This window comes from Vitreimonas flagellata (assembly GCF_004634425.1).
Taxonomy (GTDB): Bacteria; Pseudomonadota; Alphaproteobacteria; order Caulobacterales; family Aquidulcibacteraceae; genus Vitreimonas; species Vitreimonas flagellata.
The window spans coordinates 1,129,212-1,145,852 of sequence record NZ_SBJL01000001.1; the positions used below are offsets into that span (position 1 = coordinate 1,129,212).

Annotated in this window: 17 protein-coding genes and 1 tRNA gene; 3 read left to right on the forward strand and 15 right to left on the reverse strand. The window is 63.6% G+C overall.

Annotation, left to right across the window (positions count from 1 at the left end; translation table 11 throughout):
* Positions 1-12: 12 nt before the first annotated feature.
* From EPJ54_RS05805 to EPJ54_RS05820, 4 genes are read right to left on the reverse strand one after another with little or no spacing between them, the layout of a single operon-like run.
* Positions 13-495 (reverse strand): GNAT family N-acetyltransferase, encoded by a 483-nt coding sequence (locus EPJ54_RS05805; RefSeq protein WP_135210705.1) that lies wholly within the window; start codon positions 493-495, stop codon positions 13-15.
* Positions 496-1,956 (reverse strand): IMP dehydrogenase, encoded by a 1,461-nt coding sequence (gene guaB, locus EPJ54_RS05810; protein ID WP_135210706.1) that lies wholly within the window; start codon positions 1,954-1,956, stop codon positions 496-498.
* 36 nt (positions 1,957-1,992) lie between these two features.
* Positions 1,993-2,700: an RlmE family RNA methyltransferase gene (locus tag EPJ54_RS05815; RefSeq protein WP_135210707.1), complete on the reverse strand. Its 708-nt coding sequence runs from the start codon at positions 2,698-2,700 to the stop codon at positions 1,993-1,995.
* On the reverse strand, positions 2,697-3,737 hold the full coding sequence (locus EPJ54_RS05820; RefSeq protein WP_135210708.1) for a Ppx/GppA phosphatase family protein: 1,041 nt from the start codon (positions 3,735-3,737) through the stop codon (positions 2,697-2,699). Before EPJ54_RS05820 ends, EPJ54_RS05815 begins: the two co-directional genes overlap by 4 nt.
* A 248-nt stretch (positions 3,738-3,985) precedes the next feature.
* Between EPJ54_RS05820 and hspQ the strand changes: the two genes are divergently transcribed.
* A complete protein-coding gene (gene hspQ / locus EPJ54_RS05825) occupies positions 3,986-4,312 on the forward strand; it encodes a heat shock protein HspQ (RefSeq protein ID WP_135210709.1) in 327 nt (108 codons plus the stop codon).
* A 57-nt stretch (positions 4,313-4,369) separates the two neighbouring features.
* Here the strand turns inward: hspQ and EPJ54_RS05830 are convergent, their stop codons facing one another.
* From EPJ54_RS05830 to EPJ54_RS05855, 6 genes are all read right to left on the reverse strand, one after another.
* Positions 4,370-5,710 carry an N-succinylarginine dihydrolase gene (locus tag EPJ54_RS05830; RefSeq protein WP_135211196.1) on the reverse strand — a complete coding sequence of 447 codons (1,341 nt, stop codon included), beginning with the start codon at positions 5,708-5,710 and terminating at the stop codon, positions 4,370-4,372.
* Entirely contained in the window at positions 5,704-7,155 is a 1,452-nt protein-coding gene (gene astD / locus EPJ54_RS05835) for a succinylglutamate-semialdehyde dehydrogenase (RefSeq protein ID WP_239590774.1), read from the reverse strand. Before astD ends, EPJ54_RS05830 begins: the two co-directional genes overlap by 7 nt.
* A complete protein-coding gene (locus tag EPJ54_RS05840) occupies positions 7,142-8,176 on the reverse strand; it encodes an arginine N-succinyltransferase (protein WP_135210710.1) in 1,035 nt (344 codons plus the stop codon). The genes astD and EPJ54_RS05840 overlap by 14 nt, the downstream gene beginning before the upstream one ends.
* The gene (locus EPJ54_RS05845) at positions 8,173-9,438 is read right to left on the reverse strand and encodes a hydrolase (protein ID WP_135210711.1); all 1,266 of its coding nucleotides are present in this window, start codon (positions 9,436-9,438) and stop codon (positions 8,173-8,175) included. The genes EPJ54_RS05840 and EPJ54_RS05845 overlap by 4 nt, the downstream gene beginning before the upstream one ends.
* Positions 9,439-9,569: 131 nt before the next feature.
* Complete coding sequence (locus EPJ54_RS05850) at positions 9,570-10,631, reverse strand: OmpA family protein (protein WP_239590775.1); 1,062 nt, start codon at positions 10,629-10,631, stop codon at positions 9,570-9,572.
* Positions 10,632-10,844: 213 nt separating this feature from the next.
* On the reverse strand, positions 10,845-11,876 hold the full coding sequence (locus EPJ54_RS05855) for an OmpA family protein (RefSeq protein WP_135210712.1): 1,032 nt from the start codon (positions 11,874-11,876) through the stop codon (positions 10,845-10,847).
* Positions 11,877-12,415: 539 nt separating this feature from the next.
* Between EPJ54_RS05855 and EPJ54_RS05860 the strand changes: the two genes are divergently transcribed.
* Together EPJ54_RS05860 and EPJ54_RS05865 are read left to right on the forward strand one after the other, a co-directional pair.
* Positions 12,416-12,808, forward strand: coding sequence for a hypothetical protein (locus EPJ54_RS05860; protein WP_135210713.1), 393 nt, complete (start codon positions 12,416-12,418; stop codon positions 12,806-12,808).
* Positions 12,809-12,875: 67 nt separating this feature from the next.
* Positions 12,876-12,951 (forward strand) — tRNA-Lys (locus tag EPJ54_RS05865).
* Between the two features lie 17 nt (positions 12,952-12,968).
* Here the strand turns inward: EPJ54_RS05865 and glpK are convergent.
* The 5 genes from glpK to EPJ54_RS05885 all read right to left on the reverse strand — a co-directional run bounded on the left by glpK (position 12,969) and on the right by EPJ54_RS05885 (position 16,613).
* On the reverse strand, positions 12,969-14,450 hold the full coding sequence (gene glpK / locus EPJ54_RS05870; protein ID WP_135210714.1) for a glycerol kinase GlpK: 1,482 nt from the start codon (positions 14,448-14,450) through the stop codon (positions 12,969-12,971).
* A 69-nt stretch (positions 14,451-14,519) separates the two neighbouring features.
* The gene (locus tag EPJ54_RS05875) at positions 14,520-14,699 is read right to left on the reverse strand and encodes a hypothetical protein (protein ID WP_135210715.1); all 180 of its coding nucleotides are present in this window, start codon (positions 14,697-14,699) and stop codon (positions 14,520-14,522) included.
* Positions 14,668-14,838 carry a hypothetical protein gene (locus EPJ54_RS19745; protein ID WP_167755591.1) on the reverse strand — a complete coding sequence of 57 codons (171 nt, stop codon included), beginning with the start codon at positions 14,836-14,838 and terminating at the stop codon, positions 14,668-14,670. The genes EPJ54_RS05875 and EPJ54_RS19745 overlap by 32 nt, the downstream gene beginning before the upstream one ends.
* Complete coding sequence (locus EPJ54_RS05880) at positions 14,832-15,530, reverse strand: hypothetical protein (protein WP_135210716.1); 699 nt, start codon at positions 15,528-15,530, stop codon at positions 14,832-14,834. The genes EPJ54_RS19745 and EPJ54_RS05880 overlap by 7 nt, the downstream gene beginning before the upstream one ends.
* 117 nt (positions 15,531-15,647) lie before the next feature.
* The gene (locus EPJ54_RS05885) at positions 15,648-16,613 is read right to left on the reverse strand and encodes an NAD(P)H-dependent flavin oxidoreductase (protein ID WP_135211198.1); all 966 of its coding nucleotides are present in this window, start codon (positions 16,611-16,613) and stop codon (positions 15,648-15,650) included.
* Positions 16,614-16,641: the final 28 nt, after the last annotated feature.

The following is a 16,641-nucleotide window of genomic DNA, read 5'->3' on the forward strand; positions in this document are numbered from 1 at the left end:
AAAGGAAGCGCGTCATTCCGCGCCGATCAAGCGCTCCAGATAGCGCACGCTCTTGCCATTGGCGAGAGTGGCGCGGCCAATCTCACTGAATCCAAGCTTGGCGTGAAACGCATCCGAGCCCGGATTGGGCGGATCAAAGTTAATCTCACATACGACGCGTTCATGCCCGGCGGCGCGCGCCGTCTCGAACACATATTCATAGAGCGCCCGCGCCAAGCCTTTGCCGCGTGCGCTTTCGCTGACGACGATACGATCCACATAGGTGAAGCGCGGGTAGCGATCGCGAAACCAATGGAAGTTTGGACTGCCATGGCTCGCGCTCTGATCAAAAATGATCGCGAACGCGTCGTTCTCGCCTGCGGCCACGCCCACGAACCATTCGCGCGACATGACGTCCAGCCATGCGATATCGATTGGGCCAGTCTCGACTTCGTTCGCCATTCCGAGTGCAGTCACCCAGGCGTAATCGCCAGGCGTCAGCGCCCGGACGCTCATTTAGCCGCCGAGCGGGTAGTTCGGCGCTTCGCGCGTGATCGAGACGTCGTGCACGTGGCTTTCGCGCAAGCCCGCGCTCGTGATTTTCACGAACCGCGCCTTCTCACGCATCTCTTTCAAATTCGCCGCGCCCACATAGCCCATCGACGCGCGCAGGCCGCCGATCAATTGGTGCACGATGTTCGCCACCGGGCCCTTGAACGGCACGCGACCTTCGATGCCTTCCGGCACGAGCTTCATCTGATCGGTGACTTCCTTTTGGAAATAGCGATCGGCCGAACCGCGCGCCATCGCGCCAAGCGAGCCCATGCCGCGATAGGACTTGTACGAACGGCCTTGGAATAGATGCACTTCGCCAGGCGCCTCTTCCGAACCCGCGAGCAGCGAACCGATCATCGCCGCTTCCGCGCCGCCAGCCAGAGCCTTCGCAAGATCGCCGGAGAATTTGATGCCGCCATCGGCGATCACCGGCACATCGGCTTTGCGCGCAGCCGTTGCCGCATCCACCACGGCCGTGAGCTGCGGCACCCCGACGCCCGCCACGATCCGCGTCGTGCAGATCGAGCCCGGCCCGATACCCACCTTCACGCCATCTGCGCCTGCATCGATCAGCGCCTTCGCGCCATCAGCTGTCGCCACATTGCCTGCGATGATTTGCGTCTTGTTCGATTCACGCTTGATGCGGTTTACGGCCGCAAGCACCGCGCTCGAATGGCCGTGCGCCGTGTCGATCACGACAACGTCCGCACCTGCTTCGATCAACGCCAGCGAGCGCTCAAAGCCGGCCTCGCCAATCGTGGAGGCGGCGCCGACCAGCAAGCGGCCTTGCTCGTCCTTCGCGCGGTTCGGGAACGCCTGCGCTTTCTCGAAATCCTTCACCGTGATCAGGCCCGCCACACGCCCCACATCATCGACCACGATCACGCGCTCGATGCGGTGCTTGTGCAGCAGCTTCTTCGCTTCGCCCTCGTTCACGCCTTCGCGCACGGTGACGAGATTGTCCTTCGTCATCACGTCCGAAACGCGCTCTTTCATGTCGGCGAAGCGCATGTCGCGATTGGTGAGGATGCCGACCAATTTACGGCTATCGCGATCTACAACCGGGAAGCCCGAAATCCTGCGTGCTTCCTTGATCAGGATGATGTCGCCGATCGTCATGTCCGGATGGATCGTGACCGGATCGATCACCATGCCGCTCTCGAACTTCTTGACCATCTTCACCTGATCGGCCTGTTCTTCAGGCGTCATATTCCGGTGAATCACGCCCAAGCCGCCGGCCTGCGCCATCGCGATGGCGAGCCGCGCTTCGGTGACCGTATCCATCGCGGCCGAAATGAGCGGGATATTGAGGGTGATGCCGCGGGTCAGGCGCGTGGCCGTATTCACGTCGGCAGGCAGCACTTCGGACGCGCCCGGTTCAAGGAGCACGTCGTCAAAAGTCAAAGCATCACGGATTTCCATGTTCGGCTGGTAGAGATTCTTATCAGCCTTGTCCAGTCACGCAGGCGGTTTGCGGCCCTGCGCCACGACATAGATTTCAGCGCTCTCCGCCCGGCTGGCGGGCGGCTTAGCGTGTTTCACGGTGCTGAACGCCTGCTTCAGCCGCGCCAGCAGCGCGCTGTCGAGGCCGCCTTGGAAGGCTTTCGTCACGAACGTGCCGCCGGGGGCGCAATGATCGATGGCGAATTCGGCGGCGGCTTCGGCGAGCGCGCCGGTGCGGATTTGGTCGGTGCGCTGGTGACCCGTCGTGTTGGCCGCCATGTCGGAGAGCACGATATCGGGCTGGCCGCCGAGCGCTCCCATGAGCACGCCGGGCGTTTCCGGTGCGAGCAAATCCATTTGAAACAGGATCGCGCCCGGCAACGGTTCGATCGGCAAGAGGTCAACGCCCACGACCTTTAAGGCGCCGCGTGCAACCGCGACCTGCAGCCAGCCGCCCGGCGCCGCGCCCAGATCAATCACGCGCGCGCCGCGCTTCATGAAATGAAATTGCTCGTCGAGTTCGATCAGCTTGTAGGCGGCGCGGGCGCGATAACCTTCGGCGCGCGCCTTAGCGACATAGGGATCATTCAATTGCCGCTTCAGCCAATTGCGCGAGCTTTCCTTGACCTTCTTGTTTTTCACGCGCGTGAACATCTGGCGGTCGCCGCCGCCGCCAGCAGGTTTGCCCGTCCAACGACGCTTCGGTTCTTCTTCGTCGCTCATGCTGCGCCCTTCTGCGCCATGAGCCGCATCAGCACGCCTTCGCGCAAGCCTCTGTCTGCAACGCGGATGCGAGTCGCCGGCCAGACGCGGAGTACGGCATCCAGAATGGCGCCGCCGATCACCACAAGGTCAGCGCGGTCCTTGCCAATGCAAGCGTTGGCGGCGCGCTCTTCGCGCGTCTGCGCAAGCAGCTTCGCTATGGTGGCGCGACAATCGGCGACGTCGAACCACATGCCGTCCACGCGTTGACGGCTATAGCGCGGCAGATCGAGATGAACGCCTGCAAGGCTCGTCACCGTGCCGGACGTGCCGATGATGTGGCCGCGGCCTTCGGCAAAGGCTTGGCGCAGATGCTGCACGTCGCCGATTTTGAGCACCGCCTCCGCAAGCCGCTCCACGAGCGCGTCGTACCAAGCGTGTTGATCCGTATCGGGCTCGGGCTCCTCCTCCGCGAGCGTGACCACCCCCATCGGCGAGGTGCCCCAGGAGAGGATCGGCGCTTCCAGCCCGCCCTTCAGGACGGCCTGCGGCGAGACCCAAGATATCTCCGTCGAGCCGCCGCCAATATCGACGATCATCGCATGCTCGGCCTCGTGCTCGAGCAAGCTGGCGCAGCCGAGCACGGAGAGCTTGGCTTCCTCTTCCGCGCTGATGATCTGGAAATCGAGGCCGAGGTCTTTGCGCACGCGATTGAGAAAAACTTCGCCGTTCGCCGCTGCGCGGCACGCCTGGGTCGCCACACAGCCAATCGCCACCGGCGAACGCGCTTCGATGCGCTCTGCGCACGCGACCAACGCTTGATAGGCGCGCGCCATAGCGCTTTCGCTCAGGCGACCAGTATGTGCGAGGCCTTCGCCCAGGCGCACAATGCGCGAGAAGCCGTCGACCACGCGCAAGCCGCCCGCACCATCAGGCGCGGCCATCAGCAGCCGACAATTGTTGGTGCCCAGATCGAGCGCCGCATAAAGCGGCGCACGCGATCGTGGGCCGGGGCGCCTGTCGCTTCGCGACGGCTGCGCCCGCCTATCCTTGTTCATTTTAACCGTTCCGGCGGCGCAGCGTTACCTGCCCGCGAATTGCCATTTCAGCCGCGATGGTAACCCAATCCGGCGCGCGCGACACTGGTTTTGCCTGGTTTTCGCCCCGTTCGGCGGCCCTAGCGCCCGTTTCGACACACATATTCGTGTTTCGGGAGCCTGCCTGGCGCCAATCCTTGTTGGCCGCGTTACTCCTACCTACGTTACCTCTGCGAGAGATTTCAGAGGAGGTTTAGAAGGAGGAGAAAATGCAAAACGAAGCCAAATTCTCCATCGGCCAAGTTGTACGTCACAAGCTATTCCCGTTTCGCGGCGTAGTGTTCGACGTCGACCCGGAATTTTCCAACACCGAAGAATGGCTGCAGGCCATTCCAGAACCGGTGCGGCCGAAGCGTGATCAGCCCTTCTATCACCTGTTCGCCGAAAATTCTGACAGCCATTACGTGGCTTACGTCTCCGAGCAGAACCTCGTCGCCGACGATACGGGCGAGCCGGTCGAGCACCCGCAGATCGAGCTTCTGTTCGATGAGACGGACGAAGGCGGCTACAAATTGAGGCCAGAAAGCCTCAACTAATCGGCCCGCCATCAAGGGCGCCGGCAGCTGTCACCCGCGGCTGCCGAGCGCCTGTTTTTATGCGCGCTGGAACGGATAGAAGTCCGCACCCAGCGGCAGGATGCTGGTGAGTTCGTCGAGCGCGGTTTGCGTTTCGCCGACGAGTGCAGGATCACCGAGATCGGCTGGCGCCAATTCTTCGCGATAATGCTTCTTCACCCAAGCCTCGAGCCCGTCTGCAAGAACATCCGTAAGGAAGAAGCCTTGCGCCGCGGCGGCGCGCTCTTCGGGCGTCATGACGATGCGCAGCCGCAAGCAAGCTGGGCCGCCGCCATTGCGCATGCTTTCGCGGACTTCAACATATTCGACCTGCCCGATCGCTGCGTTTGGCGCAGCGACCATTTCGCGAACGAATTCGGCGGTGCGGTTATTCTCCCGCGTTTCGCTCGGCGCGATAAGCGTGAGCGATTTGGCGCCAGGCAGGCGAACGAGTTGCGAATTGAAGAGATAGGATGTGACAGCGTCCTCAAGACCAACACGGGCTGTTGGGACCTCCACGAATACAGGCTCGAACCCCTGCGCCTTGGCGCGGATTTCGGCGTAGAGCGCGGCTTTATCGTCAAACGCATCGTCGTGGTGGAAGAGCACATGCTCATGGGCAACGGCGACGACATCGTTGTGAAAGGCGCCGGCGTCGATGGCCTTCGCCGCCTGCTTGGCAAACACCGTGCGGCCGAGATCGAGCGTGTGGCGGCGCGCGATGGCGTGTGAAGCTTCAAGCGTTTGCCGCGCGGGAAAACCGGTCCGTGGTTCGCTGGCGCGTCGGCCATAAATGAAGATTTCGACGCCGGGCGCACCAGCATTTGCCGCCATGCGCATGTGGTTGGCCGCGCCTTCGTCGGAGAGCGCATCATGCGGGAAGAGCGCGGGATGCACGGCGAAGCGCTGTTGATCCGGCAGCAAGCGGCGCAGCGTTCGTTCAGTCTGCTCCGCTTCGAGCAAGCGATGCAGCATGGTTTGAAGATTGGCGACGGAAGCGTGGAGCTTGCCGTCAGCGCAATCGATGCTCGGCGAAATGGCGCCGGCGTTTGCCGCCCACATCGCCGACGCCGCAAGCGCAGCGCGAGCAATGTTCGGTTCGCTCTTCCAAGCTTTTTCCCAAACCTCGCCATCCGCGCCAGCGAAGCCAAGCGAGCGCAGCCAGGAGATGTTTGGCCGCTCGTGCGGCGGCAGAACGCCTTGGCTCAAACCCAACGCACGCAAACGGCGCATCTTGCCGATGCCTTGCAGCGCCGCTTCCCGCGGACGCGCGACCATATCGCGATTGCGGGCGGAGGCGAGATTGCCTTCAGAGAGCCCGGCGTAATTGTGCGTGGGGCCGACGAGGCCGTCGAAATTGATTTCTTCCGCGCTCACGATGGTAGGCCAGGCGCTGGGATCGGCGTGGCCTTCTCCGAAAGCTGCGTCGCAACAGGATACGCCACGTAGTCCGCCGCGTAATACGCACTCGGACGCAACGAACCAGAAAGCCCCGGCCCGCCGAACGGCATCGCGCCGGAAGCACCCGTGGTTGGGCGATTCCAATTGAGGATGCCCGCGCGCATTTCGTTCTTCACCCGCACCCAGAGCGCTGGATCATCGCTGATGAGGCCGCCCGCGAGACCAAAGCGCGTGGCGTTGGCGACATCGAGCGCGTGGTCGAAATCATTGACGCGATAGACTTGCAGCAGCGGTCCGAACAATTCTTCGTCAGGCGGATTGAGGCCGCTCACATCGACAATGCCGGGATACACAAAGGCGCCATCGCGCTTCAGCGGCACGATGGATTTGCCGCCGGCAGCCAACAGCCCCTGCTCCACCTTCACCGCGCGCTCGGCTGATTGTGCATTTACGACCGGGCCGAGGAACGGTTCCGGGGTTTGCGTCGCGGGACCCACGGAGATTTGCGGCGTGAGTTCAGCGAGTGCGGCGATGATCGCATCGCCTTCCGCGCCGTGCGGCACGATCAAACGGCGCGCGCAGGAGCAGCGTTGGCCGCTTGTGGCGAAGGCGGAGTGCACGATCAGATTTGCCGCGGCTTTCGCATCAACGGGCGGCCACACGATCAGCGGGTTGTTGCCGCCGAGTTCGAGCGCGAGGATCACGTCTGGCCGACCGGCAAATTTCTTGTGGATGAACGCGCCGGTGTGCGCCGAACCGGTGAAAAGCACGCCGTTGAGGCCGTGCGAGTCGAGTAGCGCTGCACCCGGATCTCGTCCGCCTTGGAGCAAATTGAGCACGCCAGCAGGCAGGCCCGCTCCGTCCCAAGCTTCAACCATCAGCGCGGCAACGCCCGGGGTGATCTCACTAGGCTTGAACAGCACGCAATTGCCGGCGAGTAGCGCGGGCACGATGTGGCCGTTGGGCAGATGGCCAGGAAAATTGAACGGGCCGAACACCGCGAGCACGCCGTGGGCATGGTGCGAAAGTGTCATGGCGCCGAAGGCCGCCTTCTCTTCCTTGGCGCCAGCGCGCTCGGCCTGGGCGCGGATCGAAATTTCGATCTTGCCGATCATGGCTTGGACTTCGCCCTTGGAATCCCAGAGCGCCTTGCCCATTTCGCGGCTGATCGTGCGCGCGATCTCGTCCGCGCGCTCCTCGATCGCTTTGGCGAATGCGCGGACGATGGCGAGGCGTTCGTCGAGCGGGCGGCGCGACCATGAGGGAAACGCTAGGCGCGCTGCAGCCATCGCCTCAGCGACATCATCGGCATTGGCCTCGCGGCCTTCCCAAACTTTGTCGCCGGTGGCGGGATCATGTGAGGTGAAAAGCGGGCCGGAGCCCTCGCGCCATTGGCCGCCGATAAAGAGTTCAGTTCGCATCATCCACCCAGATCAGAGCTTCAGCGCCGTTCTCGAGCTTAAGCGCGGCAAGCGTCGCCGCATCGACTTGCGCCACGCCGTTCGCCAGCGACGCGCGCGCGGACACGCAACGATAGCCCTGGATGCGCGGCGTGGCGATCAGCGCACGCTTTGAATTGGGGCCGAGTTGCGCCGCTTCAAGCCGCACGCGCTTGGTCTCGCGCAGCGTACGGATATGATCGCGCGGTGCGCTCATCAGCGGGCCGCCATCAAAGATGTCGATGACGTTGGAGAAGGTAAAACCCTCCCATTGCAGCAAACGCTCGGCGCCCTCGCCTGCAGCGTGGCACTTGCCAATCACGTCGCGCGCGTCTTGCGGCAGTAGATCCACATAAACGGGATGCTGCGGCATCAGGTCGAGGATGAATTGATTGTCGGTGGTGGCGCTGAGTTTATCGGCTTCAGCAAAATCCATGTGGAAGAAATGGCGCCCCACCGCCTCCCAGAACGGCGACACGCCATCTTCAGACACTACGCCGCGGAGCTCAGAAACAACCCGATCGCGGAAGCGCTGCGGTTGCGCCGCCATCAACACATATCGATTCTGCGCCAACGCACGACCAATGCCGCCGGCGCGGTGTTCAGGCCGCACGAACAGCGATCCCACTTCGGTACAACCGGTGAAATCATTCACGCCGATCAGCACGCGCATGTCGAAGCGCTTGCCGACCACGGCGGACGATTGCGCCTCTGTGATCATGCGGAAATTGAAGAAGGGCGGCGTTTCCCCAATCGTTGCCTTCACGCCGCAACAGCCGGCAATCTCGCCCGTTTCGATGTGTTCGAGCGTCATGAAGTAGCGCTCAGCGCCGGCAGTTTCAGTTGAGGACGCGAAACTACGCTCCGAGAGCGCAAGCTTCTCGGCCATCGCGGCGTCGTCGAGCATAAGGCTGGTAAAGCCGGCGCCCGCGATCTCGCGCAATTGTTTGAAACCCTCGATGTCGGTCGGCCCGGCCGCACGCATCACATAAGTCGGGCCGCTCATGCGTTGAGGCTCCGCACATCGAAGAGCCCGCGTTCGACGCCGGTCAAGAGAAGGAAGGACAGCTTGGCGCGCTCCGTGAAGCTTGGGATCAGCGCGAATTCTTGATCGCTATGCAAACCACCGCCGCAGGGGCCGAGCGTATCGATGTTGGGGCAACCCGCGGCCGCGAGGTTGTTGCCTTCGCAGACACCGCCCGATGGTCGAAATTGCAGATCGAGGCCGAGCGCTTGGCCGGCTTTGTGAGTCCAACTCACCATTGTGCGTTGCTGGGCGTTCAGCGGCTTGGGCGCGCGAGTGAAACCACCATGCAGGTGCGCGCTGACGCCGTCGCGCGCGTTGACATCTGCGACAATGCGATGAACCTGCGCCTCACCCCATGACGCGCTCTCCGAATCCGGCGCGCGGACATTGAAGCGGAGCACGGCGCGTTCCGGGACGACGTTGACGGCGCTGCCGCCATCGATGGCCCCAATATTGAACGTCACGCCATCGCGTTGTCCATTGAGCGTATTGAGCGCGACTGCTGCGTCGGCCGCGGCGATCACAGCGTTGCGGCCATCTTGGAAGGCACGCCCGACATGCGCGGCGCGACCGCTGATCGCGAGGCTGTAATTGGCTGAGCCTTTGCGTGCATCGACGAGTGCGCCATCGGCCATCGCCGGCTCATAAGTCATGCCTAGATGCGCGTGCTTGCCGAGTTCTGCCAGCAGCGGCGCACTGGCGAGCGAGCCGATCTCTTCGTCGGGGCTGAGCAGGACTTCGTAGCCAACCCGCTTGTCGCCTGGCAGGCGTTCAAAGGCTTGGAGAGCGGCCAGCATCACGGCGATGCCGCCCTTCATGTCGGCCACGCCAGGCCCGTGCATCACATCACCCTCGCGCCACGGCTTCTGGAAGGCGTGCGCGGCTGGAAAGACAGTGTCGTAATGACCCGTGAGTGCGATCTGGATCGGCGCCTCTGGGCGCACGCGCAGGCGGATCGAGGCGCCGTGCTCGATGTGCGCCACTTCCCCATCGGGTCGGATGCGTTCCGATGGCGCCAGCGCCACCTCCGCGACGGCGCCGGGTAGCACCGAAACGGCATCTAGCAACCGCCCGCGCATTCGCGCGAGACCTGCCAGTTCGAAGGAGCCTGAATTGATCGAGGACCAAGCCTCGGTGCGGGCGGCGAGCGCTTCGGTTTGCGCGTCCAGATCGTCCAGCAATTGTTCTACACCGGCGCCCCACTCGGTGGAGGCCAGCGCTTTGATTTTATCGGCCGACATATGCCGGAACTTGCCCAGACGGCATGTCCATGTCCATCCCTATCCCCCGAGAGGGCAAAGCTTCCCCCAAAAGCAACGGGCCCGGCTTTTGGCCGGGCCCGCGCTTTAGTTTTAGCCTTTGAGGCGAGCGATTAGCGGAAGCTGATCGTCACCGCCGTACGGCGGTTCAGAGGCTCGCGCACGCCGTCGCGCGTCGCACGGGCGAGGTCGCTTTCGCCGCGCGCTTGGCTCGTGACCGAGCCGGCCGCGATGCCGCGCGCCACAAGGGCGTCGCGCACCACCGAAGCTCGACGCTCCGACAGGCCTTGGTTGTAGGTCGGCGAGCCCGACGTATCCGTGTGGCCCACGACCACAACGCCCGAGACGTTGCACTGACGTGCGCGGTTCACAGCGGCGTCGATCGTTTCCAAAGCGGCTTGGTTCAGGTTCGAGCGATCCCACTCGAAATAAACGACAAATTCCGACGTCGGGCACGCAGCCGCAACCGGCGGCGGCGGGGGTGGCGGCGGCGGCGGCGGCGGCGCCACAACGACCGGCGGCGGCGCGGCGCCGGCGAACTGCCAACGCAGACCAACCGTCACGGCTTGATGCTCGTAATCAGCTTCGCCGGTTACGCCAGCGCCGAGGCCTTCGGAGAATTCAACATCCGGCGCCGCGAAGTAGCGATAGCCGACATCGAGATCGAGGCGCTCAGTCAGGCTAAACGCGAGGCCAGCCATAGCTTGCCAGGCAAGCACGGTGTCTTCGTCCATGCCGAGGCCATCGAGGCCCACGCCGACGCGGGCAGCGCCAACGCCAACGCCAACGTACGGCTCTACTGAGCCGCCGCGGTTGAAGTCATAGAACAAGTTGGCCATCGCCGACCACGAACGGGCCGAACCGCCAAAATCGCTGTCGATCGGGTCATCAATCGAGATCGGCTCGAAATCATTATAGCGGTAGGCAACTTCACCTTCGAGGCGGTAGCCGCCGTCGAATGCGTAGCCGAGGCCAAGCGCGCCAAGCCAATCACGCTCGAAATCCGGTTGGAAATCCGCCGTGTCGTTGCCGTCGGCGATTTGGCCGTCCAAGCCGCCGTTAAAGCCGTAGCCAAGGTCGGCGCGGCCGTACCAGCCCTCCGTGGCGTGCGCGACACCCGCCGCGCCACTCATCAGAGCGGCCAACGCCAGCGTACGCTTCATTTTATTCATCATCTGGCCGTCCCCTTGTGTGTGAATGGGCCCCCGGCCTGGCTCCTCAGCCAGGTCGTTCTCAGATTTCTACAACCGTTCGCCCCGCCGAGTTAATCGTTTTCTTGCCACACTCCGCAAAAAAGACCTTCAAGTTGCTGGGGCGCCACCCCCAAAAGCAACGGGCCCGGCTTTTGGCCGGGCCCGCGCTTTAGTTTTAGCCTTTGAGGCGAGCGATTAGCGGAAGCTGATCGTCACCGCCGTACGGCGGTTCAGAGGCTCGCGCACGCCGTCGCGCGTCGCACGGGCGAGGTCGCTTTCGCCGCGCGCTTGGCTCGTGACCGAGCCGGCCGCGATGCCGCGCGCCACAAGGGCGTCGCGCACCACCGAAGCTCGACGCTCCGACAGGCCTTGGTTGTAGGTCGGCGAGCCCGACGTATCCGTGTGGCCCACGACCACAACGCCCGAGACGTTGCACTGACGTGCGCGGTTCACAGCGGCGTCGATCGTTTCCAAAGCGGCTTGGTTCAGGTTCGAGCGATCCCACTCGAAATACACGACAAATTCCGACGTCGGGCACGCAGGCGTCGCGACGACCGGCGGCGTAACAACCGGCGGCGTGACGACTGGCGGAGTGACAACCGGAGCAGCAGCCGGCGCTGCGAACTGATAGCGAAGGCCAACCGTTACGGCCTGATGCTCGTAATCCACGTCAATCGGGAGGCCGGCAGCTTCGAACTCCACGTCCGGCGCTACGAAATAGCGGTAGCCCACGTCGAGATCGAGTTGTTCGGTGATGCCGAAAGCGATACCCGCAAGCGCTTGGTAAGCCAGCACAGTGTCTTGATCGCTGCCGATGCCGTCGATGCCGCCGCCGATGCGCGCCGCACCAACGCCGATGCCGAGGTACGGCTCGACCGACGCGCCGCGGTTAAAATCATAGAACAGGTTGGCCATCGCCGACCAAGAGCGGGCATAACCAGCCGCGTCGCCGCCGTCGATTTCGCCTTCCCAATCGTTGTAGCGATAGGCGAGTTCACCTTCCGTGCGGAAGCCGTTGTCGAACGCGTAGCCGAGCCCGAGCGCGCCCATCCAATCGTTTTCAAGATCGCCGCTGAAATCTTCGCCATCGACGTTGCCGTCAACGGTGCTTTCAAGGCTGTAGCCGACGTCCGCGCGGCCATACCAGCCTTCGGTCGCATGGGCGGCGCCTGAGGCACCCGCCATTACCGCCGCGATAGCGACGGTCTTCGTGATACGTGATTTCATGATCTTCCCTCTTGCCGAAATCCCCTGCGCGAACGCGCGCCGGATTTCATCCGTCGAGCTTCGCAAACTTAGCGTGTCCCTAAGGAGCCCAAGCCCCGTTACCGAACGATAAACATTCGCTTTGGTTCCCGGCCCTCCTCACAGTGTGACCTGTAACCGCCCAAACGCGGCAGTCCACGCCGGGCTCCTTATTAGGCAGCAATATTCCGCCGCTCCCAGATGTTTAGCGCGTCAGCGTGTCGTTCCGGCGACAGGTGGTCGCGCTTCAGCACATAAAAGGGGCCGCGCCCCCTCCCGACGCGGCCCCATCCCCTCATCGCCCCTGCGCGCATTCTCGACGGCCGAAGCCAGAGAACGTCCCCCGCCGAAACTGGAGGTGGCCGCACTGTGACCATCGCATGGCGGGTTCGCCAACCTTGTTCGGCGCCTCCGCAGGCCATTTCTTAGTTTCTGTGGCGACAGCACCACACGGTTCTGTGAGCGGAACTGTCTCGGCGGCGGTGGGTTGGCTCTTTGACCTATCAAACGGAGAACGGAACATGGCTGAAACCCCGCAAACCCATGACCCTTATGCCCCGCCGCCGCGCTATAAAAACAAGAGCGGCGCGATGGTGCGCGTAGCGCTTTTGGCCGCGATGCTCGCGGGCGTAGCCTGGGGCTACATGAGCTTCGCAAATGCGCCGCAGACCGCCCTCGTGCCGGTAGAAGAGCAAAGCTTTGCGGAAGCACGTGCGCCGGACGGCAGCTATCGTGTGAACACGCCGAATCTTGAGCCGGCGACGAGTGCTCCCGCTCCGATGGCTCCCGCCCAACCGGCAGCGACGCCACCCACCAGCGCCCCGGCGCCGGCCGCAGACCCTGTTCCGCCGCCGTCGACGACGATCGAACCAAGCAGCACGCCAGCCCCGCCGCCGCCGGTTGATGCGCCATAGGGCGACTAAATCCAGGCTATAGGTTGCGCATGCGAGGGCATCGGCTTAAGTGCACGCCCTCGCGCGCGAGCCCGTAGCTCAGTCGGTAGAGCATCTGACTTTTAATCAGAGGGTCGCGGGTTCGAATCCCGCCGGGCTCACCACGCCCAACTCGCGCACCTCAGTTTGCAGCCGCCAAAGCAGCGGCGACGGCCTTACTCCAGCCCGATCTCGCATCGTCCCGTGCAGGCTGCGTCATGCGTGGCGTCCAGCGCGCGCTTGTGGTTGCGCCAGCGCCATCCAACGAAGTGATGAGCCCTGCGCCAAGAGCTGCAAGCTTGGCTGCGCCGAGCGCTGTGACTTCCTGGAATTTTGGACGCGCGACTTCGACGTCACAAATATCGGCGAGGTATTGCATCGCCCATGCGTTCGCCGTGAGTCCGCCATCGATGAGCAATGACTTGATCGGCGGCGCGCCGTCTGCGCGCAGAGCATCGAGCAGATCTGCCGTTTGATACGCGACCGCTTCAAGGCCCGCGCGGACAAGATGTTCTAAGCGCGAGTCCCGCGTGAGGCCGATGATCGTGCCGCGCGCCTCAGCATTCCATTGTGGTGCGCCCAGGCCGGCGAATGCGGGCACGAGATAGACGCCGCCATTGTCGGGCAACGCCGCGGCGATGGCTTCTGACTCCGCGGAATTCTTGATCAGCTTCAATCCATCGCGCAGCCATTGCATCGTGGCGCCGGCGGAAAAGATCGAGCCTTCGAGCGCGTAGGCGAAATCCTGTTGCGCCTGGTAGCCAATGGTCGCCAGCAGACGATTGCGCGAGTACGGCTGCGTATCGCCCATGTTCATGACGAGAAATGCGCCTGTGCCATAGGTGACTTTGGCCATACCAGGCTTGAGGCATCCGTGCCCGACGAGCGCGGCGTGCTGATCGCCAGCCACGCCGTGTATTGAGATGACGCGCCCAAGATGCTCCGCCGACGAGTCGCCAAAATGCGCGTCGCACGCGGCTGTTTTTGGCAAAAGCGTCGGCGGCACTTTAAAGAGCGCACACATCTCCTCGCTCCAGGCGCGCTTGGAGATGTCGAACAGCAACGTGCGTGCGGCGTTGGTGACGTCGCTCATGTGCGATGCGCCATTGGTCAGCCGCCAGACGAGGAAACACTCGATGGTGCCGAACGCCAATTCGCCCTTCTCGGCCCGCGCGCGCAGCGCAGGGTCTTGGTCGAGAACCCAAGCGATCTTCGTCGCTGAAAAATAGGGATCCAGCAGCAAGCCGGTCGTCTGCTGGACGCGCGCTTCGTGCCCGGCCTCGCGCAAGCCTGCGCATACTTCCGACGTGCGGCGGTCCTGCCAGACGATCGCCTTGTGAACTGGAGCGCCCGTCTTGCGATCCCACACCACAGTCGTTTCGCGCTGATTTGTGATGCCGATCGTGGCGATGTTCGCGGGACCGCCGACCTTGGCGATGACATCGCGGCAAACATTGAGCGTCGCCGCCCAAATCTCCTCCGCATCATGCTCGACCCAGCCCTGCTCCGGATAGTGCTGCTGGAGTTCGATTTGCGACGTGGCGACGGGATTGAAGTCGAGATCGAATGCGATCGCGCGCGTCGAGGTCGTGCCCTGATCGATGGCGAGGATGTGCGTGCTCATGCGCGCAGAAAAGGGCGGGGAGGCGTCGAGGTCAACCAAAGACCAGCGCCTCCCCTACGCGGGCGGCGCTTAGGCGCCGGCCTCCGCGGTCTTGAGTGCTGCGCGAAATGCGCTCGACGCAGCGCGGACACGGGCCATTGCGACATCGAGTTCATCGGCCGTGAGCGCGCGGCCGGCGGCGGCCATCGCCTCGACTTCGGCGCGGATGGCCGAGAGCTTAGCGGCGAGGTCGTCGAGATTGGTCGCCACCGCCCGCCGGCGGCGAGAGCTTGGCGGCCACGTCCAGCACTTCGGCGATGCGTTCGCGATACTCGCTGGGGCGCCAACGGCAAAAAAACGCCGAGAGCGCCGCCAGCAAGAGCTGCAATTGCATGATCCAGTTCAGCATGGGGTGCTCCTGTTAACCGCGACGCGCGCGAGGTCTTCGAGTTCGGAGATCGGCGCTTGGGCGGCGGTGACTGCCTCGCTCAAGCGTCGCGCAGCGATCGTGAGCGCCGTGGCGGCGCGTTCGAGCGTCGGTTGCGTCTCGCCGCTGGCGGCTTCGAAGTCCGCGCGGGCCTGCACGTAAGCGACGACTGCGATCTGCAGCGTCTCGGCCGCCGGCGTGGCCACCTGCTCAGCTTGACCGAGCGCACGCTTGAAGCCAGCGGGCGCCGCCGGATCGCGAACGATGTCCGTCGCCTCTTCGACGATCGCGGCGTAGCTGTGCAGGACCGCGTAGGCGAGTTGATCGAGCGTGCGTGCAGCGGCGACGGAATTTTCGATCCGTGTTTGCCAGATCTGCGTCGAAGCGCAGGCAGGCGTTACGGCGAGCGCGCAAGCAAGGGCAAGCGCGCGCAAGGGATGGCGCATGATGTTCTCCTTCAGACGATGGGGGTGCGTGCGCGCGCGGCCGACGGCGACGTCGATCAGACAAAGCGTGACGACAAGACCGAAGATCGCGGCGGCGCGTTCTTGGGCCGCACCTTCTGGCAAGATGACGCCAAGGCGTTCCGCCGCCGCGGCGATCGCGATTGCGGCCGCGCTTCGCAGCGTGAGCGATTCAAGCGCGGATTTTTCGAGTGGGGGTGATGTGCTCATCGGCATTCCTCTGTTGTTGAGGAAGCCTACGGCCGCGCGCTACTCGGTCGGATAGATTGACGGCGCGCGAGTGCAAACCCGCGCGCCGTCTAAGATTTTTCTGCGAAAGGTGTGGGATTAGCTAGCGCACAATGCCCGCTTTGCCTCGTCGTATTCGCGCTTCATGCGCGCGATACGCTCGGCGGCCGGAATAATCTCGTGCACGCCGCCCACGCCTTGGCCGGCGCCCCAGATGTCCTTCCAGGCCTTCGCCTTGGAGCCCTCGGCGCCCACCGCGAAGTTCATCTTGCTCGGATCGCTCTGCGGCAGATTGTCCGGATCGAGACCGGCCGCTTTGATCGAACCCTTGAGATAATTGCCGAGCACGCCGGTGAAAAGGTTGCTGTAAACGACGTCGTTTGCCGTGCTGTCGACGATCATCTGCTTGTAGGCATCCGGCGCGTTGGCTTCGGTCGTCGCGATGAAGGCCGAGCCGATATAGGCGAGGTCCGCGCCCATCGCTTGGGCGGCGAGGATGCCGCGACCGGTCGAGATCGCGCCGGACACGAGGAGCGGGCCATCGAAGAATTCGCGCAATTCCGAAATGAGAGCAAACGGCGATAAACCGCCCGCGTGCCCGCCCGCGCCCGCGCACACCGCGATGAGGCCGTCAGCGCCCTTCTCCAGCGCTTTCTTGGCGAACGCGACGTTGATCACGTCGTGCAGCACGATGCCGCCATAGGAATGGATCGCGTCATTCACATCCGGCCGCGCGCCGAGCGACGTGATCACGATCGGCACTTTGTGTTTCACGCAGAGCTCGACGTCCTGCTCCAAACGGGCGTTGGTCTTGTGCACAATCTGGTTGACGGCAAACGGCGCCGACGGCGCATCGGGGTTTGCTGCATCATAAGCGGCGAGATCTGCCTTGATCTCAGTCAGCCATTCTTCCAGCAACTCAACCGGACGCGCATTCAGCGCCGGGAACGAGCCAACGATGCCGGCCTTGCACTGCGCCGTCACGAGAGCAGGATTGGCGATGATGAATTGCGGGGCGCCGACAACCGGCAGGCGTAGCTTGTCGAAAATTGGCGGCAGCGCCATCATCACTCTCCCTTGTTGCGCCTAGCCG